The organism is Pedobacter aquatilis (assembly GCF_032678425.1).
In the GTDB taxonomy this organism is placed as follows: Bacteria; Bacteroidota; Bacteroidia; order Sphingobacteriales; family Sphingobacteriaceae; genus Pedobacter; species Pedobacter aquatilis_B.
On the sequence record NZ_JAVTSG010000002.1, the window covers coordinates 438,705 to 463,350 of the forward strand.

The 24,646-nt window shown below is 35.2% G+C and carries 23 protein-coding genes; 16 read left to right on the top strand and 7 right to left on the bottom strand.

Features of this window, described 5'->3' with window-relative positions; genetic code table 11:
* Window positions 1–27 precede the first annotated feature (27 nt).
* The 3 genes from R2Q16_RS07920 (at window position 28) to R2Q16_RS07930 (ending at window position 1,236) form a co-directional block, all read left to right on the top strand.
* Window positions 28–393, top strand: coding sequence for a hypothetical protein (locus tag R2Q16_RS07920; protein ID WP_316736299.1), 366 nt, complete (start codon window positions 28–30; stop codon window positions 391–393).
* Between the two features lie 79 nt (window positions 394–472).
* Window positions 473–691 carry a hypothetical protein gene (locus R2Q16_RS07925; protein ID WP_316736300.1) on the top strand — a complete coding sequence of 73 codons (219 nt, stop codon included), beginning with the start codon at window positions 473–475 and terminating at the stop codon, window positions 689–691.
* 146 nt (window positions 692–837) lie between these two features.
* On the top strand, window positions 838–1,236 hold the full coding sequence (locus R2Q16_RS07930; RefSeq protein ID WP_316736301.1) for a hypothetical protein: 399 nt from the start codon (window positions 838–840) through the stop codon (window positions 1,234–1,236).
* Between the two features lie 578 nt (window positions 1,237–1,814).
* On the opposite strand, the gene purH is transcribed toward R2Q16_RS07930, so the two are convergent.
* Together purH and purN are read right to left on the bottom strand one after the other, a co-directional pair.
* Window positions 1,815–3,341 carry a bifunctional phosphoribosylaminoimidazolecarboxamide formyltransferase/IMP cyclohydrolase gene (gene purH, locus R2Q16_RS07935; RefSeq protein ID WP_316736302.1) on the bottom strand — a complete coding sequence of 509 codons (1,527 nt, stop codon included), beginning with the start codon at window positions 3,339–3,341 and terminating at the stop codon, window positions 1,815–1,817.
* A gap of 649 nt (window positions 3,342–3,990) precedes the next feature.
* The gene (gene purN / locus R2Q16_RS07940; protein ID WP_316736303.1) at window positions 3,991–4,569 is read right to left on the bottom strand and encodes a phosphoribosylglycinamide formyltransferase; all 579 of its coding nucleotides are present in this window, start codon (window positions 4,567–4,569) and stop codon (window positions 3,991–3,993) included.
* Between the two features lie 234 nt (window positions 4,570–4,803).
* Between purN and rpsT the strand changes: the two genes are divergently transcribed.
* From rpsT to R2Q16_RS07990, 10 genes are all read left to right on the top strand, one after another.
* Entirely contained in the window at window positions 4,804–5,058 is a 255-nt protein-coding gene (gene rpsT, locus R2Q16_RS07945; protein ID WP_187593711.1) for a 30S ribosomal protein S20, read from the top strand.
* Between the two features lie 73 nt (window positions 5,059–5,131).
* Window positions 5,132–5,830, top strand: a complete 699-nt coding sequence (radC, locus tag R2Q16_RS07950) for a RadC family protein (RefSeq protein ID WP_316736304.1) — start codon at window positions 5,132–5,134, stop codon at window positions 5,828–5,830.
* 66 nt (window positions 5,831–5,896) lie between these two features.
* Window positions 5,897–6,733 (top strand): endonuclease/exonuclease/phosphatase family protein, encoded by an 837-nt coding sequence (locus tag R2Q16_RS07955; RefSeq protein ID WP_316736305.1) that lies wholly within the window; start codon window positions 5,897–5,899, stop codon window positions 6,731–6,733.
* Between the two features lie 384 nt (window positions 6,734–7,117).
* The gene (gene pheT / locus R2Q16_RS07960; protein ID WP_316736306.1) at window positions 7,118–9,517 is read left to right on the top strand and encodes a phenylalanine--tRNA ligase subunit beta; all 2,400 of its coding nucleotides are present in this window, start codon (window positions 7,118–7,120) and stop codon (window positions 9,515–9,517) included.
* A 31-nt stretch (window positions 9,518–9,548) separates the two neighbouring features.
* Window positions 9,549–9,839 (top strand): hypothetical protein, encoded by a 291-nt coding sequence (locus R2Q16_RS07965; protein ID WP_290240083.1) that lies wholly within the window; start codon window positions 9,549–9,551, stop codon window positions 9,837–9,839.
* Window positions 9,840–9,871: 32 nt separating this feature from the next.
* Entirely contained in the window at window positions 9,872–10,162 is a 291-nt protein-coding gene (locus tag R2Q16_RS07970) for a cell division protein ZapA (RefSeq protein ID WP_231462488.1), read from the top strand.
* Between the two features lie 299 nt (window positions 10,163–10,461).
* Entirely contained in the window at window positions 10,462–12,024 is a 1,563-nt protein-coding gene (rny, locus tag R2Q16_RS07975; protein ID WP_316736307.1) for a ribonuclease Y, read from the top strand.
* 315 nt (window positions 12,025–12,339) lie between these two features.
* Window positions 12,340–12,855 carry a DUF962 domain-containing protein gene (locus R2Q16_RS07980; protein WP_316736774.1) on the top strand — a complete coding sequence of 172 codons (516 nt, stop codon included), beginning with the start codon at window positions 12,340–12,342 and terminating at the stop codon, window positions 12,853–12,855.
* 150 nt (window positions 12,856–13,005) lie between these two features.
* Window positions 13,006–15,759 (top strand): TonB-dependent receptor, encoded by a 2,754-nt coding sequence (locus R2Q16_RS07985; protein WP_316736308.1) that lies wholly within the window; start codon window positions 13,006–13,008, stop codon window positions 15,757–15,759.
* A gap of 101 nt (window positions 15,760–15,860) precedes the next feature.
* A complete protein-coding gene (locus R2Q16_RS07990) occupies window positions 15,861–17,300 on the top strand; it encodes a hypothetical protein (RefSeq protein ID WP_316736309.1) in 1,440 nt (479 codons plus the stop codon).
* A gap of 54 nt (window positions 17,301–17,354) precedes the next feature.
* Here the strand turns inward: R2Q16_RS07990 and R2Q16_RS07995 are convergent, their stop codons facing one another.
* Complete coding sequence (locus R2Q16_RS07995) at window positions 17,355–17,669, bottom strand: hypothetical protein (protein ID WP_316736310.1); 315 nt, start codon at window positions 17,667–17,669, stop codon at window positions 17,355–17,357.
* A 139-nt stretch (window positions 17,670–17,808) separates the two neighbouring features.
* Here R2Q16_RS07995 and R2Q16_RS08000 point away from each other — a divergent pair, with 139 nt between their 5' ends.
* Entirely contained in the window at window positions 17,809–17,967 is a 159-nt protein-coding gene (locus tag R2Q16_RS08000) for a hypothetical protein (RefSeq protein WP_316736311.1), read from the top strand.
* Here R2Q16_RS08000 and R2Q16_RS08005 read toward each other — a convergent pair.
* The 3 genes from R2Q16_RS08005 to R2Q16_RS08015 all read right to left on the bottom strand — a co-directional run bounded on the left by R2Q16_RS08005 (window position 17,964) and on the right by R2Q16_RS08015 (window position 21,595).
* Window positions 17,964–18,239 (bottom strand): hypothetical protein, encoded by a 276-nt coding sequence (locus tag R2Q16_RS08005; protein WP_316736312.1) that lies wholly within the window; start codon window positions 18,237–18,239, stop codon window positions 17,964–17,966. The genes R2Q16_RS08000 and R2Q16_RS08005 overlap by 4 nt on opposite strands.
* A gap of 118 nt (window positions 18,240–18,357) precedes the next feature.
* Entirely contained in the window at window positions 18,358–19,566 is a 1,209-nt protein-coding gene (locus tag R2Q16_RS08010; RefSeq protein ID WP_316736313.1) for a hypothetical protein, read from the bottom strand.
* 277 nt (window positions 19,567–19,843) lie between these two features.
* The gene (locus R2Q16_RS08015) at window positions 19,844–21,595 is read right to left on the bottom strand and encodes a lysophospholipid acyltransferase family protein (RefSeq protein WP_316736315.1); all 1,752 of its coding nucleotides are present in this window, start codon (window positions 21,593–21,595) and stop codon (window positions 19,844–19,846) included.
* Between the two features lie 79 nt (window positions 21,596–21,674).
* Between R2Q16_RS08015 and R2Q16_RS08020 the strand changes: the two genes are divergently transcribed.
* Both R2Q16_RS08020 and R2Q16_RS08025 read left to right on the top strand, forming a co-directional pair.
* Window positions 21,675–22,583: a ComEA family DNA-binding protein gene (locus tag R2Q16_RS08020; RefSeq protein ID WP_316736316.1), complete on the top strand. Its 909-nt coding sequence runs from the start codon at window positions 21,675–21,677 to the stop codon at window positions 22,581–22,583.
* A 220-nt stretch (window positions 22,584–22,803) separates the two neighbouring features.
* On the top strand, window positions 22,804–23,955 hold the full coding sequence (locus R2Q16_RS08025) for an acyl-CoA dehydrogenase family protein (protein WP_316736317.1): 1,152 nt from the start codon (window positions 22,804–22,806) through the stop codon (window positions 23,953–23,955).
* Window positions 23,956–24,128: 173 nt separating this feature from the next.
* Here the strand turns inward: R2Q16_RS08025 and R2Q16_RS08030 are convergent, their stop codons facing one another.
* Entirely contained in the window at window positions 24,129–24,515 is a 387-nt protein-coding gene (locus R2Q16_RS08030; protein ID WP_316736319.1) for a hypothetical protein, read from the bottom strand.
* Between the last annotated feature and the right edge of the window lie 131 nt (window positions 24,516–24,646).

Here is a 24,646-nt window from a genome sequence, read left to right on the forward strand (position 1 = left end):
ATTGAATTATTTAATTAATGAATCTCTATGAAATTTTTTGGCGGCTTTATTGTAGGTATTCTCGCAACAATTATTGGCTATTATATTTATATTAATTATAAGAAAGAAGATGATGGATTAGTTGGTTTGACCCTTTTGAAACAAAGAGGGCAATGTATTACCAAAAGAAACTTAAAAATATTTCAAACCATACGCCCAGATATGGCATTAGCTGAATTTGGTACATTTCCAAATAACACACTGGTGTTGCTTGTCAACAAAAGTGGCATGGTATATTATGATTCCAAAAGAATTTTAGTGCCTAAAAATCAATGTGCCAGACAGATTGGAACATATCAGTATGAAACTAAGATTGGTATTGCAAAAACAGTACCTGTTGTAATTATTGAATAAAAGTGTTCTACAACTCTCTCAATGCTGATTGTTTATAACTCATTTTGCTTTAGCTAATAATATTAGCAAAATTTGCTTCATGAATAATAAAGCAGCAACAGACACAAAAGAAATTAAAATCGGTTCTGAATTAGTCAGCATAGAACCAGTTAAAGGTGATATAAATCTTTTCAGAATTAATATACACCAAAGGTTTAAGGGTTACATTCTTCATAAAGATGGGCTATACTCAAAAACTGATGGCAGTGATATTCACGATTTAATTTTTGCTAGATTATGTCATTTCTTATCTCAATAAAATATCATGGGAGTTTCCAGTTAGTTAAACGGTTATTGAAATATCTTCACTAAGTGGTGGAGGCGTTGACTTGCGATCCGATATAGATTTGGTTGTTGGTGACGGTTTAGTTAATCTTTCTATCTTTGAAGAAAACGTTTCTTATTATGAAGAGCATTGCACCTATAGTATTGGTATCTTTATTTGCTGCATCGTGCAGTGTTGAACCATCAGAAAAAACAAATACCTTAGACTCTCTTAAAAAGGTTTATGCAGATAAACCAATCCATATCAATTTACATAATACTGAATCTGGAACTGCACCACTTACCTCTACTTATGCATATACTGATAGAACCCAAAAGGATTTTGCTTTTGAGTTAAAAGAAGATGGAAAATATAAGGTAGCTTGGGATGAACAACTTGTACATGTTATCACAGATGAAGATGTAGAAAATGGTACTGTAGATTCAGATATGGTATTGATAGAACAGGTTGAAGCACCTAATAAACGTGGCTATGTTAGTGCAAAATTCATTGATGAATTTGGATTAGTTCACTATTAGGTGTGCTTAAATTCAATGATGTTATCTTTGAAAAAGGGGACAAAACGGGGACAAATCAGCGATAAATCAAAAATATTTAAAAATAAAAAATGCCTCTAAACTTAATTAAAGGCACTTCTACTTCTTATTTTACCTGATTTTAAAAATAGGATTTTTATTGTTTTAAGTTTGATTTTCATCATCCATTTAATTGATTTTGTTGCAATTAAAATCTTTTGAAAATCAGTAACGGTAATTCTTCGGTTAAATCAGTCCCGCTTTTTGTTTCAATCTTTTTGTGGTTCTTGTCATGCTGAGGAACGAAGCATCTGTCTTATCGGTTGCAGATGCTTCGTTCCTCAGCATGACAGCTATTAAAAGTAGCTGCAATCAAAAAGTATTTCCACTTCAATCGGGTTTATTTTATTTGGGCTTGGTGTTGCAAAAATTCCTACCCTTTATAAAACTATCGTCATTGCGAGGCACGAAGCAATCTTGCTACTATGTGTTTTTATCGCTTTAAGATTGCTTCGTGCCTCGCAATGACGAGCAGGAGCAACTAACCAACTAACCATCTAACAAACTAAACAACTAACCGCTTAGTGTTTAAAGTGTCTAACGCCTGTAGTTACCATTGCAATGCCTTTTTCGTTGGCTTTTGCAACAGAATCTGCATCTTTAATAGAGCCACCAGGTTGTAAAACTGCTGCAATTCCTGCATCAGCTGCAATCTCCACACAATCAGGGAAAGGGAAAAATGCATCAGATGCCATTGAAGCACCCTTGACACTGAAACCAAATGATTCTGCTTTTTCAATCGCTTGTCTTAACGCATCCACACGACTGGTTTGACCAACACCGCTTGCAATCAAAACATCATCTTTAACCAATACAATAGTATTCGATTTTGTATGTTTTACAATTTTATTGGCGAAGAATAAATCTTTTAACTCTTGTGCTGTCGGCGCTTTTTCAGTCACGGTTGTCATTTGCTCCGGACCTTCGATGATTAAATCTTTATCCTGTTCAATTACACCGTTTAATAAAGTTTTGAATTGTTTCTTGCTCAATTCAACTTCGTTGCGCTGTAAAATAACGCGGTTTTTCTTCTTGCTGAATAACTCAATCGCTTCTGCCTGGTAAGAAGGTGCGATTAAAACTTCGAAAAATAGATTATTAATTTCTTCGGCTGTTGCTAAATCAACTTCGCGGTTTGTAATTAATACGCCACCAAAAGCTGAAACCGGGTCGCAAGCTAAGGCATCAATCCACGCTTGTTTAACAGTATCGCGAGATGCAATACCGCAAGCATTCGTATGTTTTAAAATAGCAAAAGTTGGTTCTTCAAATTCATCAATCAAAGCAACCGCTGCATCAACATCAACTAAATTGTTATATGAAAGTTCTTTCCCGTTTAATTTAGTGAACATGGCATCTAAATCGCCATAAAAAACACCACCTTGGTGTGGGTTTTCGCCGTAACGTAAAGTTTTAGCTTCTGTTACACTTTGTTTAAAAACATCAAGTGGTTCTTCCAGGTTGAAGTAGTTGAAAATTGCAGTATCGTAATGAGAAGATGTATGGAAAGCCGTTTTAGCAAAAGCCTTACGTTGCGCTAAAGTGGTTTCGCCATTTTGAGCTTCTAACTGTGCTTGTAAAGTTGGGTAATCATTTTTCGATGCAATAATTACAACATCGTTAAAGTTTTTAGCTGCCGCACGAATTAATGAAATACCACCGATGTCGATTTTCTCAATAATTTCTTCGGGAGTACCACCGGCTTTAACAGTCTCTTCGAATGGGTACAAATCCACAATAACCAAATCAATTTCAGGAATTTCGTATTCTGCAATTTGTTGTTTATCACCTTCTAAACCTCTGCGGTTTAAAATGCCACCAAATACTTTGGGGTGTAAAGTTTTAACACGTCCACCTAAAATTGAAGGGTAACCCGTTAAATCTTCAACAGCTGTAACTGGCAGGTTTAAGTCTTTAATAAATTGTTCAGTTCCACCTGTAGAAAATAATTGTACTCCTTGCTTGGCAAGTAGCTCTACTAACGGTGCTAAACCATCTTTATAATATACTGAAATTAAAGCGTTTTTGATTTTAATGGATTGACTCATTTTACTGTAAATTTTGAGCCGCAAAGGTAGTAAAACAGAATGTTTTTTTTGTAAGGTAAGGATAAAAAATAGATTATGTTATTTTGAGGACGTTATGGTGGTTTGTAATTGATTTTACATACAATGCATTTAAAGGCACTAGGCTTTTTTAAATGTCGTTTTTACATCGGCTGATGTTTAAACCAGTTGAAACTCATTCGTTTCTCTGATCCTCAAATATCTGCTATGCCCATAGCAGCGTGGAGATTTCTTTAGTTAGGGTTAGGAGGTTTATCAGGCTGGCTATACTAAATACTTACGCTTTTCTTTCCCTATCGCAGTGCTATAGCATGACACTTCCTTGCGTGTACGTTTCCCTATACCGAGGTACTGTGGGAGCAGACCCGACTAATGGTAGGAGCAGGGTGCAAGCAGGCATAACCAAAACACGGACTTGAGTCGGAATTGATTGGTGGAAATAAATGGGAAATTTTAAAGTTTTTCGCTTGTAAGCGGAATCAGCTGCCAGCAATAACGCGGAATAAGCGGTCAGTTTTGCTGGAATGTTTAAGCCTGCAACTATATTGATTAAAACCATTTATGCTCCGCTCTCAGTTTTGTAGAGACAAAGCGTTACCAGGTTATTCTTTAAGAAGTAAACATTTTTATGTTACTTCTTAATCTTCTTTACAATACTTTCTACAATTCTTGGGTAGTGTAAATGTTCAAGTTGTTGTCCTTTGAATTTAACCATTTCAAGGTTATCATTTTTATCTACTTTATATCTGGCTTGGTAGATGTACTCACCTTCATCGTAATTTTCATTAACATAATGAATGGTAATGCCGCCTTCAGATTCACCAGCTGCAATTACAGCGTTGTGTACATGGTCGCCATACATGCCTTTGCCACCAAATTTAGGTAATATAGCAGGGTGTATGTTTACAATTCTGCCTGGGTAAGCTGCAATTAAATTTTTAGGAACAAGCCAAAGAAATCCAGCGAGCACAATCAGATCGATATCAAGATTTTTTAACAGGTCGATGATTTCTTCAGTTTTATAAAACTCGTGTTTATCAAAAACGTGGCTAGGGATTTCAAAGTTGTCTGCCCGTTGCAAAACATAGGCATCTGCATTATTGGTTAATACTAATGAAATTTCCGTATCGGTGCTTCTTTTAAAATGCTCCATTAGTTTTTGGGCATTGGAGCCCGAACCTGAAGCAAATATGGCTATTCGTTTTTTCACTAAAAATTCGTTTTGCTCAAAAATAGCATTTTTAGGCAGGTTTAATAGAAAACATTTTAATAAACTGAAATACAGTATTTGAAGTGGAAAAATATCAGTATTTTTGGGGTGTTAAATAGGGGAGAAAAAAATATAATAAAAAATCTAAAAGTGTTTTGTTATTTAAAAACATTAATCCTATATTTGCAACCCGAATTATAGGAAACGATTAAAGAAAAAAATAAAGGCTAAGCAATGGCAAATCATAAATCTTCATTAAAAAGAATTAGAGCAAACGCTACAAAACGTTTACGTAACAGATATCAGGCAAAAACTACACGTACTTTTATTAAAAGATTGCGTGCAGCTGAAGATAAAAAATCTGCATCAGATTTATTGCCTAAAGTTATTTCTATGTTAGATCGTTTAGCTAAGAAAAACGTTATTCACAAAAACAAAGCAGCTAACAATAAATCAAAATTAACGAAATTCGTTAACGGTTTAAAATAAGCTAATTTTTTACGATATTAGTAAAAGGCATCCCAACCGCAAGTTGGGATGCCTTTTTTTTGCGTAAAAAATTATGGAAAACTACGAACAGAAATTTGGGATTAAACTTTGGGCAGAGGAAGACCGACCAAGGGAAAAATTACTGCTTAACGGAAGAAGGCACTTAACGGATGCTGAACTCATTGCCATTTTGATTGGCTCGGGAAATAGAAATGAAAGTGCTGTCGATTTAAGTAAGCGCATACTGAGTACCTTTCATAATAACTTAACAAAATTAGGTCAGGCTTCTATATCCGAACTTTCTAAATTTAAGGGCATTGGCGAGGCAAAGGCTATATCTATTGTTGCTGCACTAGAATTGGGTTTACGCAGAAAGGAGGCTAGAGTAGATGAGGTTGTTAAAGTTACTGCATCTAGCGATGTTTATAAATACCTTTATCAAACCTTTGCACACTTAAACCATGAAGAATTCTGGATTCTGTTACTTAATCGTTCTAATAAGATTGTTGGTAAGCATTTGATAAGTAAGGGCGGACAAGCGGGAACGGTTGCCGATCCAAAAATTATATTCAAAGTTGCTTTAGAGCAGAATGCTGCTTACATTGTTTTGGCGCACAATCATCCATCTGGCAATGTAAAACCCAGCGATAGTGACGATAAGTTAACCTCTAGTATGGTTGCATCCGGTAATTTATTGAGTTTACCCGTTATAGATCATTTGATTTTTACGGATAATGGTTATTACAGTTATCGAGACGAAGGTCTTATTTAAGGATAAAACAATTGTTACTTAACATAAAATCAACATCAGAAATAAACAATTTTGTAATTTGGCTGCATGAAAAACTTAGTAACCCTTGCAATTTGTTTGTTTATATCGGTAAGTGTTTTCGCCCAAAAAGGCGAACAAGCGCTAAATGTTTTAACCTATAATATAAGGTATAATAACCCTGGTGATGGCGTTAATGCCTGGCCAAATCGAAAAGAAAATGTTAAAGCTTTGGTTAAGTTTTACGATGCAGATATCTTATGTGTGCAGGAAGCTTTAGCTGATCAGTTTGATGATTTACTGGCTAACTCAAACTTCGATTTTGTTGGTGTGGGCAGAGATGATGGTAAACGGAAAGGGGAGTTTTCTGCTGTTTTCTTTGATAAAACCAGGCTTACAAAAAAGGATGGCGGTACATTTTGGTTATCTGAAACACCAAATGTGCCATCGAAAGGATGGGATGCGGTTTTGCCAAGGGTTTGCAGTTGGGTGAGGCTATTCGATAAATTAAATAAAAAAGAGTTTCTGGTTTTCAATACACACTACGATCATGTAGGTGTTAAAGCCCGTATCGAATCCGCAAAGCTGATAAAACAAAAAATACAGGAAATTGCACCGAAATTACCTGTAATTTATACTGGTGATTTGAATGTTACGCCTGAAACAGAAGCGATATTAACTATAAAGTCTTTTCTACAGGATGCTAAAGAAATTACACAAGAGCCACCTTACGGACCAAATGGTACTTTTAATGGTTTTGATTTTAACAGTGAGCTGAAAAATAGAATCGATTATGTGTTTGTTAACAAGGGTTTTAAGGTTCAGAAGTTTGCTATTTTAAGTGATAGTAAAGATAAAAGATACCCATCGGATCATTTACCTGTTTTTGTACGGCTCTGGTTTTAGGTTAGTCGGTTAAGGTTTTTCTCGCAGATTGTCGCGGTTTTTTACGTGGTAGTTTAGTGTTTTATTGGGTTTAATTATTCTCCCGCAGATATTGGTTGTTGTCGTTATTTCGATGGTAGCAAAGAACCACGGAGTGCTCAGCGAAGCTAAATCCTTCAATTCGGTTTTTCATTTATTAATAATGGTTTCATTGTTCAAAGAACTATTCATACCGTATCGTTTTGGTCGAGATGACAGTAAGTTGATTTTATTACATCAAGATTTCTAGATAAGCTTTCTGCTTTAACCTTTAAATAATATCTTTGCGTTTTATAAAATTGAGTACTAAGTCGAGTCTTAACACTTAATACTTTTTACTTAATACAATTTACTTGATTCTCAAAAATGAAAATATCATACAACTGGTTAAAACAATTCATTCAAATAGATAAGACTCCGCAAGAACTTTCGCTCATTTTAACAAATGTGGGCTTAGAAGTAGAAAGCGTAGATAAGGTACAGCCAGTTGTTGGCGGCCTAGAAGGTTTGGTTATTGGTGAGGTTTTGACTTGTGTACAACATCCTAATGCCGATCGTTTACGTGTTACCACTGTGAATGTTGGTGGCAAGGAAAATCTTCAGATTGTTTGTGGTGCCCCAAACGTTGCTGCTGGACAGAAAGTTGTTGTTGCAACCGTTGGTACAACCGTTTATCCGTTAGAAGGCGAGCCATTTAAAATCAAAGAATCGAAAATCAGAGGTGAAGTTTCTCAAGGTATGATTTGTGCAGAAGATGAAATCGGTTTAGGTAAATCTCATGATGGAATTATGATTCTTCCTGCTGAAACCCAGATTGGAATTTTAGCTAAAGAACATTTTCAAATGGATGATGATTTCGTTTTTGAAATCGGATTAACGCCAAATCGTGCTGATGCAGCTTCACATTTAGGTGTGGCAAGAGATTTAGCTGCTTATTTCAGAAGTGAATTTGAAATGCCTGATTTATCAGCCTTCAAAACAGATAATGAGGATTTAGTTATTCCGGTAGAGGTTGAAGACTTGGAAGCTTGTCCGCGTTATAGCAGTGTCACCATTTCTGGTGTTACGGTAACTGATTCTCCGGATTGGTTAAAAGATAAGTTGAAAGTTATTGGTTTAAGACCGATAAACAATGTTGTTGACATTACCAACTATGTTTTGCATGGTTTTGGTCAGCCTTTGCATGCTTTTGATGCCGATAAAATTGCTGGTGGAAAAGTAATTGTAAAGAAGGTTGCAGAAGGTACGCCTTTTGTAACGCTTGATGATGTTGAACGTAAGTTAAGTGCAGATGATTTAATGATTTGCAATGCGGATGCGCCAATGTGTATTGCCGGCGTATTTGGCGGCAAAACATCTGGTGTAGATACTGAAACCAAGAACATTTTCTTAGAAAGTGCTTACTTCAATTCGGTTTCTGTACGTAAAACAGCTAAAAGACATGGATTAAAAACTGATGCTTCTTTCCGTTTTGAAAGAGGTACTGATCCTGAAATGACGGTAACTGCATTAAAATATGCTGCACTGTTAATTAAAGAGCTTGCCGGAGGTACCATTTCATCTTCAGTTTCTGATATTTATCCTAACCATATTAAGCCTTTCGAGTTTGAAGTTAGCTACTCGAATATTAACAAATTAATAGGCGCAAATATTCCGGCTGCAGAGATTAAGCATATTATTACTGCTTTGGGTATTTCTGCAACTAATACATCTGATGATACTTTGGCGCTTCGTGTGCCATCATTTAAAGTTGATGTGACTCGCGAATGCGATATTACCGAAGAAGTTTTAAGGATTTACGGCTATAACAACATCGAAATTCCTTCAAAAATTAATGCTTCGCTTTCTTATACTTCAAAGCCTGATAAAGAAAACACGCAAAATGTAATTGCAGATATGCTTACGGCAAATGGATATGCCGAAATCTGGTGTAACTCACTTACTAAATCAGCTTATTCAAAAAATACCGACGAAGCTGTTTTTATATTAAATCCTTTAAGTAGCGATTTAAATGTAATGCGCCAAAGCTTGTTAATGCCTGCTTTAGAAAGTGTTGCATACAATCAAAACCGTAAAAACGCCGATGTTAAATTCTATGAATATGGTAAAACTTATCATTTAATTAGCGAGCAATATATAGAACGTCCGCGTTTATTGTTATTGATTTCTGGCGCAACGGAAAGTGAGCAATGGAATCAAAAAACTAAATCATCGAGCTTTTACAACTTAAAGGCAGCAGTTGATGCAGTTATTTCGAGGTTGGGGATTACAGCCTACCAATCTGATGTTTTGGAAGATGATAACTTCGCCTACGGAATAAAATATTTCAGAGGAGATAAAACGCTGGTAAGTTTTGGAGCTGCTACAAAGGCTGATAGAAAAGTTGCTGATGTAAATGCAGAGGTTTTCTATGCAGATTTTGATTGGGCGCTTTTATTGGATATTGTTCGCAAGAATAAAATTGTAAATAAAGAGGTTTCAAAATATCCACAGGTAAGAAGAGATTTATCTTTATTGATTGATAAAAATATAAGCTTTGAGGTTTTAAAAGGAATTGCATTTAAAACGGATAAAAAGCTGATTAAAGAAGTTGGTGTTTTTGATGTTTACGAAGGCGATAAATTACCTGAAGGCAAAAAATCGTATGCGTTAAATTTCATTTTGCAAGATGAAGAACAAACGCTTACAGATAAGCAGATTGAGCAAACTATGCAGAAATTAATTAGCAACTTAACTGCTCAAGCTGGCGCGGAAATTAGGAAATAAAATATTATTTTGTATTTTTAAAAATAAATTCATGACTTCTGTTGCAGAACAATTAAGTAAAGTAATACAAAAAACAACACGAATTATCGAGTTGTGTAATGCCTTACAGGAAGAAAATGATTTATTAAAGCTTGAGAATCAATCGTTAAAAGTTGCCCTTGATACTTCGAAAGTAAAACATGTAGACCTTGAAGAAAAATTAAGGGTTACAAAACTTGCCAAAAGTATTGAAGGAACAAGTGAGAAGTCGCTTGACATTAAACAAAAAATTAACGATTTTGTGCGGGAGATAGACAAAAGTATTGCATTACTTAAGAAATAAGTGAAGCAAAAAAATCGAAACTAAGCTAAACAATGGGAGAAATCTCTATTAAAATAACCATTTCCGACCGTATTTACCCATTAAAGGTTAATATGGAAGAGGAAGAGATTGTGAGACGGGCAGCAAAAATGATTAATGAGCGCATAAAAGACTATCAGGAAAATTATGCGGTTAGAGATAAGCAGGATTTACTTTCTATGGCGGTGTTGCATTATGCAACTGCTGTATTAAGAACGGAGAACAAAGTTCAGAACCAAGATACTGCTGTTGCTGATAAAGTTGAAGAATTGGATGTTTTATTAAATGATTTCTTTTCAAAATAAGGTACGTTCTTTAATAGTTGCCGTCACTCTGAACTTGTTTCAGAGCCTGTTTATAAGATGCTGAAATGAATTCAGTATGACGACAGCTTATAATAAATAGCATTAAAACATAGCCGCGGCTAGTTTTTGAGTTTCAAATTTTATAAAACTTAACACTTCAATATCTATAGGGTTAAGAGGGCGTATTTCATCTGCTATGGCACCTGAAAATGGCTTAAACCCTAATTATGCTTAGTTGAGGTTTGAAAAAGATGAGACTTTAAAAATTAGCTGCGGTTTTTTTTTACAAACAAAACAAAATGGAAATATTAGGATACGTGTTTGCCTTGATTGCCGGTTTAGCCATCGGCGTTGTGGTTGGTAGATTCCTGTTACGCAGCTTGCTTAAACAACAAGAGGTTGCCGCACAGAGTAAAGTGAAGAAAATTTTAAAAGATGCAGAGAATAACGCTGAAATTTTAAAAAAGAATAAACTTTTAGAAGCGAAAGAGAAGTTTTTACAATTGAAAGCTGAACATGAGCAAGAAGTTAACGCTAAAAATAATACCATTAATCAGCGTGAAAACACGATTAAGCAAAAGGAGCAGTCGGTTAATCAACGTTTAGAAAATTATAATAAAAAGGAGCAGGAACTTGATAAGCAAAAAGTTCATTTAGAGAAACAAACTGAAGTTGCCGTTAAAAAGCAAGAGGAAGTCGAGGTTCTTAAAAATCAGCATTTAAAACAATTGGAAACCATTGCTGGTCTTTCGGCTGAAGAGGCGAAGGAGCAACTGGTTGAAAACCTGAAACAAGAGGCCCGTACACAGGCGATGATGCAGGTTAAAGATATTGTTGATGAAGCGAAATTAACGGCAAGTAAAGAAGCGAAAAAGGTTGTTATCCAAACCATTCAGCGTACAGCTACTGAGGCTGCAATAGAAAACTCTGTATCTATTTTTCACATCGAAAGCGATGAGATTAAAGGTAGGGTAATTGGTAGAGAGGGTAGAAACATTCGTGCGCTTGAAGCTGCAACCGGAATTGAAATTATTGTTGATGATACTCCTGAAGCCATTATTTTATCGGGTTTTGATCCGGTAAGAAGAGAGATTGCCCGCTTAGCACTTCATCGTTTAGTAACGGATGGTCGTATTCACCCGGCTCGTATTGAAGAGATTGTTGCGAAAACTAAAAAACAAATTGAAGATGAAATTGTAGAAATCGGTGAACGTACCGTTATCGATTTAGGCATTCATGGTTTACATCCGGAGTTAATTCGTATGGTTGGTCGTATGCGTTACCGTTCATCTTATGGTCAAAACCTATTACACCACTCTCGCGAGGTTGCTAATTTCTGTGCAACTATGGCAGCAGAGTTGGGTTTAAATGCGAAGATGGCTAAGCGTGCGGGTTTATTACACGATATAGGTAAAGTGCCTGATGATAATCCTGAATTGCCACATGCAATTTTAGGTATGCAACTGGCAGAAAAATATAAAGAGCATCCAGAAATTTGTAATGCAATTGGTGCTCACCACGATGAAATCGAAATGACTTCGATGATTTCTCCAATTGTTCAGGCTTGCGATGCGATTTCAGGTGCTCGTCCGGGTGCACGTAGAGAAGTTGTGGAAAGTTATATCAAACGTTTGAAGGATTTAGAAGAGCTAGCGCTTTCTTATCCAGGGGTTGAAAAAACTTTTGCAATTCAGGCAGGTAGAGAATTAAGGGTTATTGTAGAAAGTGAAAGAATTACTGATGCACAAGCAGAATTGCTTGCAGCGGATATTTCTACCCGAATTCAAACGGAAATGACTTATCCAGGGCAGATTAAGGTTACTGTAATTAGAGAAACCCGTTCTGTAGCCTTTGCAAAGTAGAGAAGGCGATTATACAGATTGAAAGATTCCACAGATTCATGTGGTTGAATAGATTTTAAAGCGATGAGTTTTCATCGCTTTTTTTTTTTTTTGTTTTCTTAGATAATTTGTTTGACACGGAAGCACAGAAGACACGGAATTTTGTGTTTCAGTTTATTTCTTGCCCGCAGATTGGATTGATTAATGCTGATTTTAATTGTTCTATAATGGTGAGGTATGTAGCCATCTCAATACAGAAAAAATTTCAATGTCTTAAATTCTTTTGACTGCATATTACATCAGTCGCTTCTTAATTATTTTTTTTATTTTTACATGATGAGCAAGCAAACCAAAACTATTGTACAAAAGCGCCCCGTTCACGTTTATTTTGATAAATATCAGGAAAGTCATAACAACCATACCAATGAAGTTATACATTGGATTTGTGTACCGCTTATTATTTTCAGCTTGCTTGGCTTAGTTTGGTCGATTCCATTTCCGCAAATTGGTTTTTTGGGTAAGTATAATATGTATTTGAATTGGGCATCGTTTCTAATTGCCTTTTCTGTTTATTACTATTATCGTTTATCGCCAGTGCTGTCTTATTTTATGCTTTTGATAATTGCAGCCATGAGTTATGGCATTGTTGCTTTAGAGCAATGGGAGAAAATTGGCGGTCCGGCATTATGGTTAGTTTGTCTGGTTATTTTTGTTGTTGCCTGGATTGGTCAGTTCATCGGGCATAAAATTGAGGGTAAAAAACCATCCTTTTTAGATGATGTTAAATTCCTGTTAATAGGACCAATATGGTTATTGCACTTCATCTGCAAGAAAATAGGTTTAAGGTATTAATCTTTTAATGATTAACATTAGGTTAACATTTAGCTAAACAAACCTTAATTAACATCTAACATATAGCTAACATTGTGGTAATAGCTTTGCCTAAAATTAAACGTAGGCAAATTGAACTCAATCACAATTTTTAGAAAATCGGCGTTAACAATGCTGATTTTATTCATGGGCATAGTTTCTTATGCGCAAACCGGAAAAATCGCAGGTACAGTATCAGATAAAAAAACTGGTGAAACCATTATTGGTGCAACGGTTAGAATTAAAGGTACAAACAAAGGTGTTTCTACTGATGTTGACGGGAAATACATTCTTCCTATCGCTGATGGAAAACATACTTTGGAGTTTTCTTTCATAGGATATCAAGGTAAAGAAGTTTCTGATGTTGAAGTAAAAGGCGGAGCAACGACCACTTTAAATGTAATCTTGAGTGAATCTGGTGGCCAGAACTTAGGTGAGGTTGTCGTTAAAGCAAGTTTCAGACAAGAATCTGTTAACTCTTTATACGCCAAACAAAAAAACAGCGCTGTTATTTCTGATGGTGTTTCCAGCGACCAGATTAAAAAATCTCCAGATAGAAATACTTCTGATGTTTTAAAAAGAGTAAGTGGTGCAACCGTTCAGGATAACAAATTTGTTGTTATCAGAGGTTTGAGCGACCGTTACAATAATGCAACATTAGATGGTTCTTCATTACCGAGTACTGAGCCAAACCGTAAAGCTTTCTCTTTCGATATCGTGCCTTCAAATTTGGTTGATAACTTAGTGATTAGCAAAACGGCTACTCCGGATTTACCGGCAGATTTTACTGGTGGTGCAATTCAAATTAATACAAAAGATATTCCGGATAGAAACTTTATAAGCTTTGGTGTTGGTACAGGATACAATACAGAATCTACATTTAAAGATTTCAAAAGCGGAAAGAGAAATGCTACTGATTATTTAGGATTTGATAATGGAGATAAGGCTTTACCTGCAAACTTCCCTTCTCGTACCAGAATTAGTGGCGGATTAACTTCGGCACAACAGATTGCTGCAATGAAATCACTTTCCCAAGATTGGAAAATTTACAACAATACGGCTTTACCAACTCAAAACTATCAATTCACATTAGGTAGAGTTAAAGAATTTAAAGAGAGCACGAATAAATTCGGTGCTTTATTCTCGTTAACCTACAGAAATGCACAGACTATTAATAATGATGTGATTCGTGATTATGTAAATTACGATTACCATGATAATATTTACAGGTTCTCTACAAGTTTAGGTGCAATTGCCAACTTCGCTTACACTTACGGAAAGAGTAAAATTACCTTCAAAAATATTTACAACAGAGCATATGATGATGCCTATTTAACCAGAGATGGATTTAATAGCGATAGAGGTCGTGATATTAAGTTTTTTGCTTTCGATTTAATGCAAAAGCAATTATTTAAATCGACTGTAGAGGGTAACCATGCTTTAGGTGAAAATAATTCAAAAATTAACTGGTCTTTAAGTTATGCTAATATCTTAAACGACCAACCAGACCAAAAGAAAATTTCGTACCAACGAAATCCATCAGATGCTGGAACTGCTGCGTATGTATATACTGCCAGTACAGGAACATTAAGTAAAGAAAACTCGAGATTGTTCTCTAAATTAAATGAAGATAATTTTAGTGGAGGATTAAACTACACTCTTCCTTTAAAAATGTTTGGTCAATTGGCTACGTTTAAAACTGGCTTAAGTTCAATCTATCGCGACAGAACTTTTGATGCAAGGTTTGTTGGTTTCAGAGCGAACACAGGAGCGCCAAATGCTGATTTGATTAGTCAACGTCCGTTGAGCACTTTATATGGAGCAGATGCAATTAATAATGGAGCATATTCATTAGATGATATTTCTGCAGATGCAGATAGTTACAATGCGCATTCGATAACGAATGCAGGTTATTTAATGCTTGATAATAAATTTGGCGAAAAATCGAGATTGGTTTGGGGTGTTAGGGTAGAGCAGTTTAATGTTGTTTTAGATGCGAAAGTACCAACTCCGCAAACTTCTGTAGATGATAATTATGTGGATGTGCTTCCATCTGTAAATTATACTTACAGCTTAACGCCGAAAGTGAACTTAAGAGCATCTTATTACCGCACTTTAGCAAGACCAGAATTTAGAGAATTATCATCGGCAGCGATTTATGATTATGAATTATTGGCTTTGCAACAAGGTAACCCTAATTTAAAAGAGGCTAAAATTGATAATGCCGATTTACGTTTCGAATTTTTCCCTGAAGCCGGACAAATATTATCGGTATCAGGTTTCTACAAAAAATTCCATAATGCTATTGAATCTTATAACCAGGATGCAGGTTCTACCAGAATTATCACTTACATCAATTCAGATAAGGTAGACGTTTATGGTGTTGAATTTGAGTTCCGTAAGAGTTTAGACTTCATTGCTAAAACAGACTTCTTAAAGAAAACTACTTTTTACACGAATGTTTCTTTAATTAAATCTAAAGTTGAAACGGCGAATACAGGTATCAACTTAAAAGAAACAAACAGACCAATGGTTGGTCAGGCACCTTACATTATTAATGCGGGTATACAACATAATTTCTTGGGTGATAAATTAAGCTTTAATGCCTTGTACAATAAAGTTGGGCGCAGATTAGTTGTTGCCGGTGGTGTATTGTTCCCTGAGATTTGGGAAGTGCCAAGAGATGTAATTGATTTACAGTTAGCATTGAAAGTAATTAAAAACAAAGGCGAAATTAAATTTAACGCTGGAGATATTTTGGGTAACCGTATCACTCAATATTACGACATCGATGTTAATAAAAAATACGATAGAGCATCAGATGAAACCATCGCTAGTTTTAAACCAGGTAGCAATTATTCATTATCATTCTCATACACATTCTAGTCGTAACATTAACTTAAAATTAGGTTAACGATCTATTAAAGAAGGCTTAATATACAAATTACATTCATATCATAATTTTGGAAAAAGTAAAATTAATTAAAATGAAAAAACAATTATTACTATGCGCATTAAGCGTATTGGTTTTCTTAGCAGGCTGCTCTAAAAGTGGTGATGATGGCGAGATTAACCCACCAACTGATGCAAATACAGTTGAAATTTCTGGTGACATTACTACAGCTACAACTTGGTCTGCAAGTAAGATTTATCTTTTAAAAGGTAATGTTTTCGTAACTAATAATGCTACTTTAACAATCGAGCCTGGAACAATCATTAAAGGTGATAAAGCTACTAAAGGTGCTTTAGTTATCACCAGAGGTGCTAAAATTAATGCTGCTGGTACTGTTGATAAACCAATCGTATTTACATCTAGTGTTGCTGCAGGTGCTCGTAAAGAAGGTGATTGGGGTGGTGTAATTGTTTTGGGTAAAGCTCAAAATAACGTAGGTACTTCAGTTGCTATCGAAGGTATTTCTGATGCTACTGATAAAGGTAAGCACGGTGGTACTGATAACGCAGATAACTCTGGTGTTTTAAAATATATCCGTATCGAATATGCAGGTATCGCTTTAAGTCCTGATAATGAAATCAATGGTTTAACTTTCGGTTCAGTAGGTTCTGGAACGACTGTAGATTATATCGAAGTTTACCGTTCTGGTGATGATGCTTTCGAATGGTTTGGTGGTTCAGTTAACTGTTATCACTTAATTGCTATTGATACTTGGGATGATGATTTCGATACAGATAACGGTTTCTCTGGTAAAATTCAATTTGGTTTAGCTCAACGTTTATCAGTAACTGCAGACGTTTCAGGTTCAAATGGTTTCGAATCAGATAACAACGCAGCTGGTGATAATGCAACTCCTCAAACTTCAGCTGTATTCTCTAACATGACAATTTTAGGCCCTGTAGGTTCTGGTAGCTCTAGTATCAATGCTAACTTCCAACACGGTGCTCAAATTCGTCGTAACTCTGCAATCAGCATTTTCAACTCAGTATTTGTTGGTTATACAGAAGGTATTTTCTATGATGATGCATTGCCAGCTGGCGGAACATTAAACTCTTCAGGTAACTTAGTTGCTGGAAGATCAGTTTTCGCTAATAACTTAGTATATAACTCAAATAGCAAAAGTAACCAAATCAAAGCTTCAAATGCTACTGCTTTAGGTGTTGTTACGCCATTATTAAATGCTGGTGCAGCTGCTAACGTATTTGACCCGGCTGCTTTAGCTGCAAGTATCTTCGCTGACCCATACAAGTATTCAGCAGATTTAGTTGCTGCAGCAAGAGTAGGTGTACCTAACTTTACAGTAGTTGCTAATTCAGCAGCAGCTTCAGGTGCAGCATTCACAAACTCTAAATTAACTGCTGGTTTTACAAGTGTTGCTTACAAAGGTGCTTTCGGTGCTGAGAACTGGGCAGCTGGTTGGGCACATTTCGACCCACAAAATTTACCATACACTACTCCAGGTGCAGTAAAATAATTAATATTTAAATAAATAAAAAAGGAGTCAGAATTTAATTTCTGACTCCTTTTTTTATGAAGCTGTTTCTGTGTTTTCTACAGTTTTAGCTTTACTTTTTGTAGTTTTCTTTACGATTGGCTTTTCTTCTTTTACAATAGCCAGAGGTTCATCTTCTTTTATAAAAGGTTCAATAGCATCTTGTTTTGCACTGATGGTAACCTTTTTGGATAACTGCTTTGCAAGTTTTTCAATTGCTTTTTGTGCCTTCTTCTCTTTTCCATACGCTTTTGCAATTTCGCTGAATGCTAAAGTTAATTTAGATGCTATCTCTTTTCTTAGTGTCTTGCTCGTAACTTGTTTTGGTTTTGTTGTTTTCTTCTTTTTCATCTAACAATAATGGATTTGCTCAAAGATATATTATGTTAAAGTGAAATTAATATTATGATTATGTTAAGTACTCGAATACAAGTTAACATCGAAAGTATTTAGCTTATTTTTATAAAAGTGGTAATTAAACAAACAGAAAATGGATATTAATTTACCAGTGCTAGTAGGTGTAGCCATTTTGGTGGCCATTCTCATTATCTATTTGATTAGGAGAAACCGCAAAGACATGAAAAAATTTGAACAACAGATAATTCAGTCAGAACTGCCGCCTGAAAAAGACGATAAGGAAAATGTCTAAAACCTGGTGCCTTCAGCAACAATACCACCTAAATCTAATGTGTTTTGAAAAGCCTCGAGGTATCCTAATAAATGCCTTTCTGCGTTGGCATACGAAGTAAATGTAGATGTCGGATCGTTAGCATCAGCATCGCTTTTACTCTTAAAATATAGGTTTACCTGAATTATAAATAAATTTTCATCATGAATGGGAGAGAGTATCCGGGCTTTAACCTGATGATTGTGAATTTCGACAAAAAATTCTTTTAAAACAGAATAGATAGTTGCAGCCATGTGATAATGATAAATCTAAAAATGTAATTAAAAAATAAATGTAAGTAAAAACTGTAGGGCTTTATTGAGTTATTGATAAGATAACATTCGCTTAACGTTAAATTAACCTTTATTCGAGCTAACGTTTGGATGGCTCGTAAGCATAAACAATTTCAAACTTTTTGTCCTTTAAACTACTTGATAGTTGTCCGATTTTTAAGTTTTGAGTTTGAGGTGTAGGTTCGCAGTAAGAATATACTTTGCCATTGTACGTAATGGATTGCCCAATTGGCTGTTCGAATTGTACTGCAATTGTTAAGTGAGCAGGATATAAGACTGCAAGCATCGGCAGGTTATAAATTTCTCTAACCAAATAAAAGAATAGGGCAGCCCTATCATCGCAATCGCTTGCATTATTGAGTAATGTTTGTTCTGGCGAAAACCTTTTCTCTTTGCCATAGCTTTCAGAATCATCTTCATAAAGAAAGGCATATCGGGTAAATCGCATCAGGTAATCTACACCTTTCCTTTGGTTCATCTTTTTTAAGTTTTCTTTTAAAACCGGAATTAACGAACTGTAAGTTTCCCTGCTCAATGGAATATTAAAATAGGTTTCAAAATCTACTATCGGATAATTTTTAAAGATTGTTTCAACTTCTTCATTTATCTTAAGTTTAAAATGATTTACTTTTTGATTGTAGCTAAATTGAATATCTTTTTCTTTGTAGTTATCAGGTTTGAAATCCGGCATCCTGGTCACTTTATAAGAAAATGAATGCTCTGCTTCTGGAACTGAAAGGTTAACCTCTTTGTAAGCACCAGATTGTTTGAACAATTTTCCATAATCGTGGTAATTCAGGCACATATACTTTTTGCCATCAATTTCAAAAAATGGTATATCGCTAATGTCTTCATCGTTTCTTACATAGAAGATGATTTGGCCATCGCCAACGGCAATTTTGGCATCGTAACCACATTTCGTTAATAAAAACCATTTGTACAAAGTATAGCGGCTGTAATTATCTAGCTTCGGACTAATTTGCTGTGCAGTTTTTCTTATCAGCTGATAAAATATCCAGTCGTTCAAATTGTTTTTCTTTTTGTATTCAGTTAAAGCGGTTATTATGGAGTTGTATTTGCTTTGATCTGCATCCTTATAAAATTCTTTCACCGATTGTGCTGTTGCAAGAGCCGGGCTTGCAATAAGTGCGCTGCTATCAACAGTGAAATTGAAAGTTCCATCATAAAATTCGAAAGAATAAGATTGAGCCTGCACACTTTTTACCCAGATAATTGGGCTTATCAGTATGAAGAAAGCAATAAAGTATTGATTGGCTCTGTTTCTCAATTTTAAGTATTTGGTAACATTAAATTTAACATTAATTAATATTAAATCAACAATTATTTAACGTTAACAAGCGTTTAAAAAATTAACTTCTACTTAATTTTGAATTTGGGTTTGAGGGGTGAATAGTTGAGGAAATTAAGTCTTATTATAATGATTTATTGATTTTAACTTAACATTAAAACTTCACCTTTGCCCATGTAAATATTTGGTTAGTATTTATAAAAGTTTAGGTTAGTTGATAATAAAAAAAACCCGGATGGATGTCCGGGTTTTTTGTTTACAAATTCTTACCAAGTTTCTCCAGAATCTCCGCCGGGATGTTGTGGGTATCTACCACTAAAAATCCATCCAAACAGTCAGAGAATTTAGGGTCTATATTGAATGAAATAATTTTTGCATTCAAATTCATGTATTGTCTTAAAAGCACAGGTACTTTAATATGCGAGTTTTCAATATCGCCAATAATGCTGTCTAAATCCTTAAATGAGTCGCTGCTATCTACCAATGTATCAGTAGAAATCGGCAGTAAATCTGCCTTAAATTTATTTCTAGGTTTCACATATTTAGCCATTTCATAATCGAAGTGGTTTTTAGTGATGTAATCAACAATTAAAGCCTTACTGAATTTTGAAAAACTGTTGCTAATGCTCACCGGTCCGAACATGTAGCGATATTGAGGGTTATCAATCAGATATTTCAAAATTCCTTTCCACAATAAGAAAAGTGGAAGAGGTTTGCCTTGATATTCTTTTCTAATCCACGAGCGACCAAGTTCTATACCTTGCCTTAAGATAGGGTAAAACTGGTCCTTCATTTTAAATAATTCTGACAAATAGAAGCCGCGGCGACCCATGCTTTCTAAAATTTCATCACCTTTACCAATTCTGTAAGCCCCAACAATGTTCTCTAAATCTTTATCCCAGATAAATAAATGATTGTAGTAAATGTCGTAATTATCTAAATCGATTTTCTTGTTTGTGCCTTCGCCAACTTCGCGGAAAGTAATTTCCCTTAAACGGCCAATTTCTCTTAAAACATTTGGAATTTTAAGCGTTGGCACGATGTACACTTCGTAGTTCTTTTCTGTCCAAACTCTAAAATCTTCGAGTGTTGCTACTTCATCTTTAATTAAAACCCTTGATGTTTCTTCAATTACATCAGCAGCTTTCTTTTTAATCTTAAATACATTTAGCGGATTGAAAATCTTTTTTTCAGTATCTAAACCAACACCTAAAGCATAAGTACGGGCACGTAAAAAGTCCATTAACTTATTGCTCTTATTCATGTTTGAAATTTCATCCAAACCGATGGCTTTTCCAATTCTTATTCTAATGGTTCTGCCATGTTTGTTTAAAAACTCTGAAGGTAGTTTTGCTGTACGAAGCGTTGGGTGTATAAAACTTAGGATATTAAATAAAACACCATTGTTGCCGTGGAAATAGATCGGTACAACCGGAACTTTTGCTTTGGCAATTAATTTACCAACCACAGGATGCCACATTCTGTCGGTTACCTGTTGTGCATCGAGTTTGAATGTTGAAACCTCTCCGGCAGGAAAAATCCCGATAGGTGTGCCGTTTCTTAATAAATCGAAAGTTGTTTTTAATCCACTAATGCTTGATGAGTGTTGAACATTTTCGAAAGGATTTACGGCTACGAAAAATTCATCTAAGTTTGGGATCTTCTTTAATATAAAGTTTACCATAACCTTCGCATCCGGACGAACGGTGCATAAAAGTTTAACCAAGGCCAAACCTTCAACACCACCATAAGGGTGATTTGCAATGGCGATAAATGGCCCGGTTTTAGGGATGCTATTTAGTTCATCTTCATCAAAATCGATTGAAACACCAATGGTTTCTAATATTTTATCTACAAATTCTAAACCTTTAAAATGCTGATTTTGAGAGAATACATCATTAATGTCGTTCAATTTCATAATTTCCATCAGCAAGCCGGCTAGTCCCGGTACACCCAATTTATCGATCTTGGTTGCCTTTGCAAATTCTGAGGTAGTGATAATCTTCATAGAAAATAATTGGATTGTTGATTTGCAAAACGGTGAGTGTTTTGCAATCCCAAAAATAAGATTTATATTTATAATACACATGTCATATCGTATAATGAGAATCTGGCTAAACAAACATTTTGGTTTCAGCAAAGGCGAATTCAATGGATTGCTGCTTTTAATCATCATTATCATCCTTCTAAAATCTTTTCCATTAGTGTATAATTATTTCAAGCCACTTGAAAATGATGATGCAAATTTGCTCGCATCTATCCAGGCTATTGAGGTAAGCGACCAACAACGTTTTACGTATACGAAAGACTATGTCGAAAGTTCTTCGGAAAAAGTATCACATCGTTTATTCAAATTCGATCCGAATAAAATTGATGTTGAAGACTGGCAAACATTAGGTTTATCAGCAAAGCAAGCTCAATCTATTGTAAATTATAGAAATAAAGGCGGTAAATTTTTTAAGGCTGAAGATTTGCAAAGGATGTACACGATTTCGCCTGAAATGTATAAAAAGCTATTGCCTTACGTTGAGATTGAAGCGCAGTCATTTACCAAAAAAGATTTTCAGTTTGAAAAAAAGGAGTATGTTAAAAAAGCGTTGGTTGTAGTTGATGTTAACCGGGCAGATTCAACCGCTTTAGATCAAATTAAAGGAATTGGGCCGGCATTTGCTTTGAGGATTTTAAAATACCGCGAACGTTTGGGTGGTTTTTACAAGAAAGAACAATTGATGGAGGTTTATGGATTAGATTCGGCAAAATATGCAGAAGTTAAAGATCAAGTTTCTATTAACCCAAGTTTGATTAGAACCATCAATGTTAATACTGCCGATTTTAATGCACTAAAAGCATCTCCATACCTCTCGTACAAACAAATTAATGCAATTATTCAGTACCGTAAGCAGCATGGCAATTATGCTAATGTTGATGATTTACGAAAGGTTATGATTTTAAATCAACAGGTAATTGATAAGATTGCACCATATTTAACATTCTAATCAATTAAGGCTTTTAGTGTTCGCTTTTTCGAAAATTTACAGATTTCGATAAAAAAAATTAAAAGGATTTATTTTGGCTTTATCAATGTTTAAAATTAACGGCTATGTTAATTGAACTAAATACCATTTCATTCTACACCTGCGCAAATATTTAGTGGTAAATAACTCAAAAATAATTGTTTATCATTGCCGCATCTAACCACGTAAAAAATATAAATTAATGAGCGTAAGCTACAATTTTTCAGAAACTGAAACGCAGTTAAACGTTAAGGCGATGGTTCGGGAATTTGCCGAAAAACACATTCGTCCGAATGTTATGCAATGGGATGAGGAGCAAATTTTTCCTTTAGAATTGTTTAAGCAATTGGGGGAAATGGGCTTAATGGGTGTTCTAGTTCCCGAAGAATACGGTGGCTCAGGTTTGGGTTATCAAGAATATGTTGATGTAATAGTTGAAGTTGCAAGAGTTTGTGGCTCAATTGGATTATCATTAGCAGCACATAATTCGCTGTGTACTGGTCATATTTTAGCCTTTGGTAATGATGAACAGAAACAAAGATGGTTGCCAAAGTTAGCCACTGCAGAATGGATTGGTGCCTGGGGCTTAACAGAAGCAAATACAGGTTCGGATGCTTTGAGAATGATGACAACAGCTGTTGAAGATGGCGATAATTATATTATTAACGGCTCAAAAAACTGGATTACGCATGGCAAAAGCGGCGACATTGCAGTTGTTATGGTTAGGACAGGGGAGCAAGGAAGTTCAAAAGGAATTTCGGCATTGGTTGTAGAGCGTGGAACACCAGGTTTTGCGGCTGGTAAAAAGGAAAATAAATTGGGTATGCGGGCATCAGAAACCACGGAGATGATTTTTGATAATTGCCGTGTACCAAAAGCCAATTTGCTTGGCAATGTTGGTGAAGGTTTTAAACAGGCGATGAAAGTTTTGGACGGTGGAAGAATATCAATTGCTGCATTGGGCTTAGGTATTGCGAAAGGTGCTTTTGATGCCGCAGTTAGTTATTCGAAACAACGCCAGCAATTTGGGCAACCAATTTCGAGCTATCAGGCAATTAGTTTTAAGCTTGCCGACATGGCAACGGAAATTGAAGCTTCAGAATTGTTAATTCGCCAGGCAGCAGATTTAAAAAACAGGCATTTGCCAATGACAAAAGAATCGGCAATGGCAAAATATTTTTCTTCGGAAGTAGCGGTAAAGGTTGCGACTGACGCGGTGCAAATTTTTGGCGGTTATGGTTATACCAAGGATTTTCCGGTTGAGAAATTTTATCGCGATAGTAAATTGTGTACAATAGGTGAGGGGACTTCTGAGATTCAGAAGATAGTGATTGCGAGGGAAATATTAAGCTAAAAGCTTGAAAACTTAAAGTATAGAAACAACAAACCAAATATATTATGAGTAAATCCGGATGGTGAAAGCCTCCGGATTTTTTTTGTAATTTTTGAAACCTTTTTTTAATCAATAATCAATTAACAATAACCAATTAATCAATTAACCAAATTCAACAGGTAACCAATGATCAACTACTGCGGTAAATCTTTGACTGATATTATGCTATCGACAACGTAAACAGAGAAGCCTCTCCAGGGTAAAGTGTTTTTGTATTCTTTATAACGCAGTTCATAAAACTTGCCACTATTTGCCATCATTTTTTCGGCGATGGCTTTGTTGCCGATTGAAAATTCAAATTCATTATTCTGTAATGTTCCAGTTGCTCTCGATTTTATTCCGCTTTGAATTAATTTTCCTTCGTAGGTTTTAAATAAATATCCTTTTTTAACAACAAAATTAAGTTCTCCGGCTTTAACACCTTCGCCGAAAACGAAAAAATATCTATAGTATGCAATTCCGGCTAATATTAATAGGACTACGATAGAGATTATTACGATAATTTTTTTTCCTGAGCTCATTTTATAGATTTTATATAGATAAATGTAATAAAACTATTTATGAATAGCATGGATTTTTAGTGATGTGATTTTTAAGGTGTTTTTTGTGGTGAAATGTTTATTTAATGTTGTGTAATTTGGTTTTTTAGATT

Bases quoted from the DNA above. Each gene is read 5' to 3' on its own strand.
- R2Q16_RS07965 (WP_290240083.1), top strand. From the start codon at position 9,549: ATGACTTCTGTTGCAGAACAATTAAGTAAAGTAATACAAAAAACAACA.
- rny (WP_316736307.1), top strand. From the start codon at position 10,462: ATGGAAATATTAGGATACGTGTTTGCCTTGATTGCCGGTTTAGCCATC.
- R2Q16_RS07920 (WP_316736299.1), top strand. From the start codon at position 28: ATGAAATTTTTTGGCGGCTTTATTGTAGGTATTCTCGCAACAATTATT.
- R2Q16_RS07995 (WP_316736310.1), bottom strand. From the start codon at position 17,669: ATGAAAAAGAAGAAAACAACAAAACCAAAACAAGTTACGAGCAAGACA.
- R2Q16_RS07925 (WP_316736300.1), top strand. From the start codon at position 473: ATGAATAATAAAGCAGCAACAGACACAAAAGAAATTAAAATCGGTTCT.
- R2Q16_RS08030 (WP_316736319.1), bottom strand. From the start codon at position 24,515: ATGAGCTCAGGAAAAAAAATTATCGTAATAATCTCTATCGTAGTCCTA.
- R2Q16_RS08000 (WP_316736311.1), top strand. From the start codon at position 17,809: ATGGATATTAATTTACCAGTGCTAGTAGGTGTAGCCATTTTGGTGGCC.
- R2Q16_RS07980 (WP_316736774.1), top strand. From the start codon at position 12,340: ATGAGCAAGCAAACCAAAACTATTGTACAAAAGCGCCCCGTTCACGTT.
- R2Q16_RS07930 (WP_316736301.1), top strand. From the start codon at position 838: ATGAAGAGCATTGCACCTATAGTATTGGTATCTTTATTTGCTGCATCG.
- radC (WP_316736304.1), top strand. From the start codon at position 5,132: ATGGAAAACTACGAACAGAAATTTGGGATTAAACTTTGGGCAGAGGAA.
- R2Q16_RS08015 (WP_316736315.1), bottom strand. From the start codon at position 21,595: ATGAAGATTATCACTACCTCAGAATTTGCAAAGGCAACCAAGATCGAT.
- R2Q16_RS07985 (WP_316736308.1), top strand. From the start codon at position 13,006: ATGCTGATTTTATTCATGGGCATAGTTTCTTATGCGCAAACCGGAAAA.
- R2Q16_RS07955 (WP_316736305.1), top strand. From the start codon at position 5,897: ATGAAAAACTTAGTAACCCTTGCAATTTGTTTGTTTATATCGGTAAGT.
- R2Q16_RS08020 (WP_316736316.1), top strand. From the start codon at position 21,675: ATGTCATATCGTATAATGAGAATCTGGCTAAACAAACATTTTGGTTTC.
- R2Q16_RS07990 (WP_316736309.1), top strand. From the start codon at position 15,861: ATGAAAAAACAATTATTACTATGCGCATTAAGCGTATTGGTTTTCTTA.
- rpsT (WP_187593711.1), top strand. From the start codon at position 4,804: ATGGCAAATCATAAATCTTCATTAAAAAGAATTAGAGCAAACGCTACA.
- purH (WP_316736302.1), bottom strand. From the start codon at position 3,341: ATGAGTCAATCCATTAAAATCAAAAACGCTTTAATTTCAGTATATTAT.
- R2Q16_RS08025 (WP_316736317.1), top strand. From the start codon at position 22,804: ATGAGCGTAAGCTACAATTTTTCAGAAACTGAAACGCAGTTAAACGTT.
- R2Q16_RS07970 (WP_231462488.1), top strand. From the start codon at position 9,872: ATGGGAGAAATCTCTATTAAAATAACCATTTCCGACCGTATTTACCCA.
- pheT (WP_316736306.1), top strand. From the start codon at position 7,118: ATGAAAATATCATACAACTGGTTAAAACAATTCATTCAAATAGATAAG.
- R2Q16_RS08005 (WP_316736312.1), bottom strand. From the start codon at position 18,239: ATGGCTGCAACTATCTATTCTGTTTTAAAAGAATTTTTTGTCGAAATT.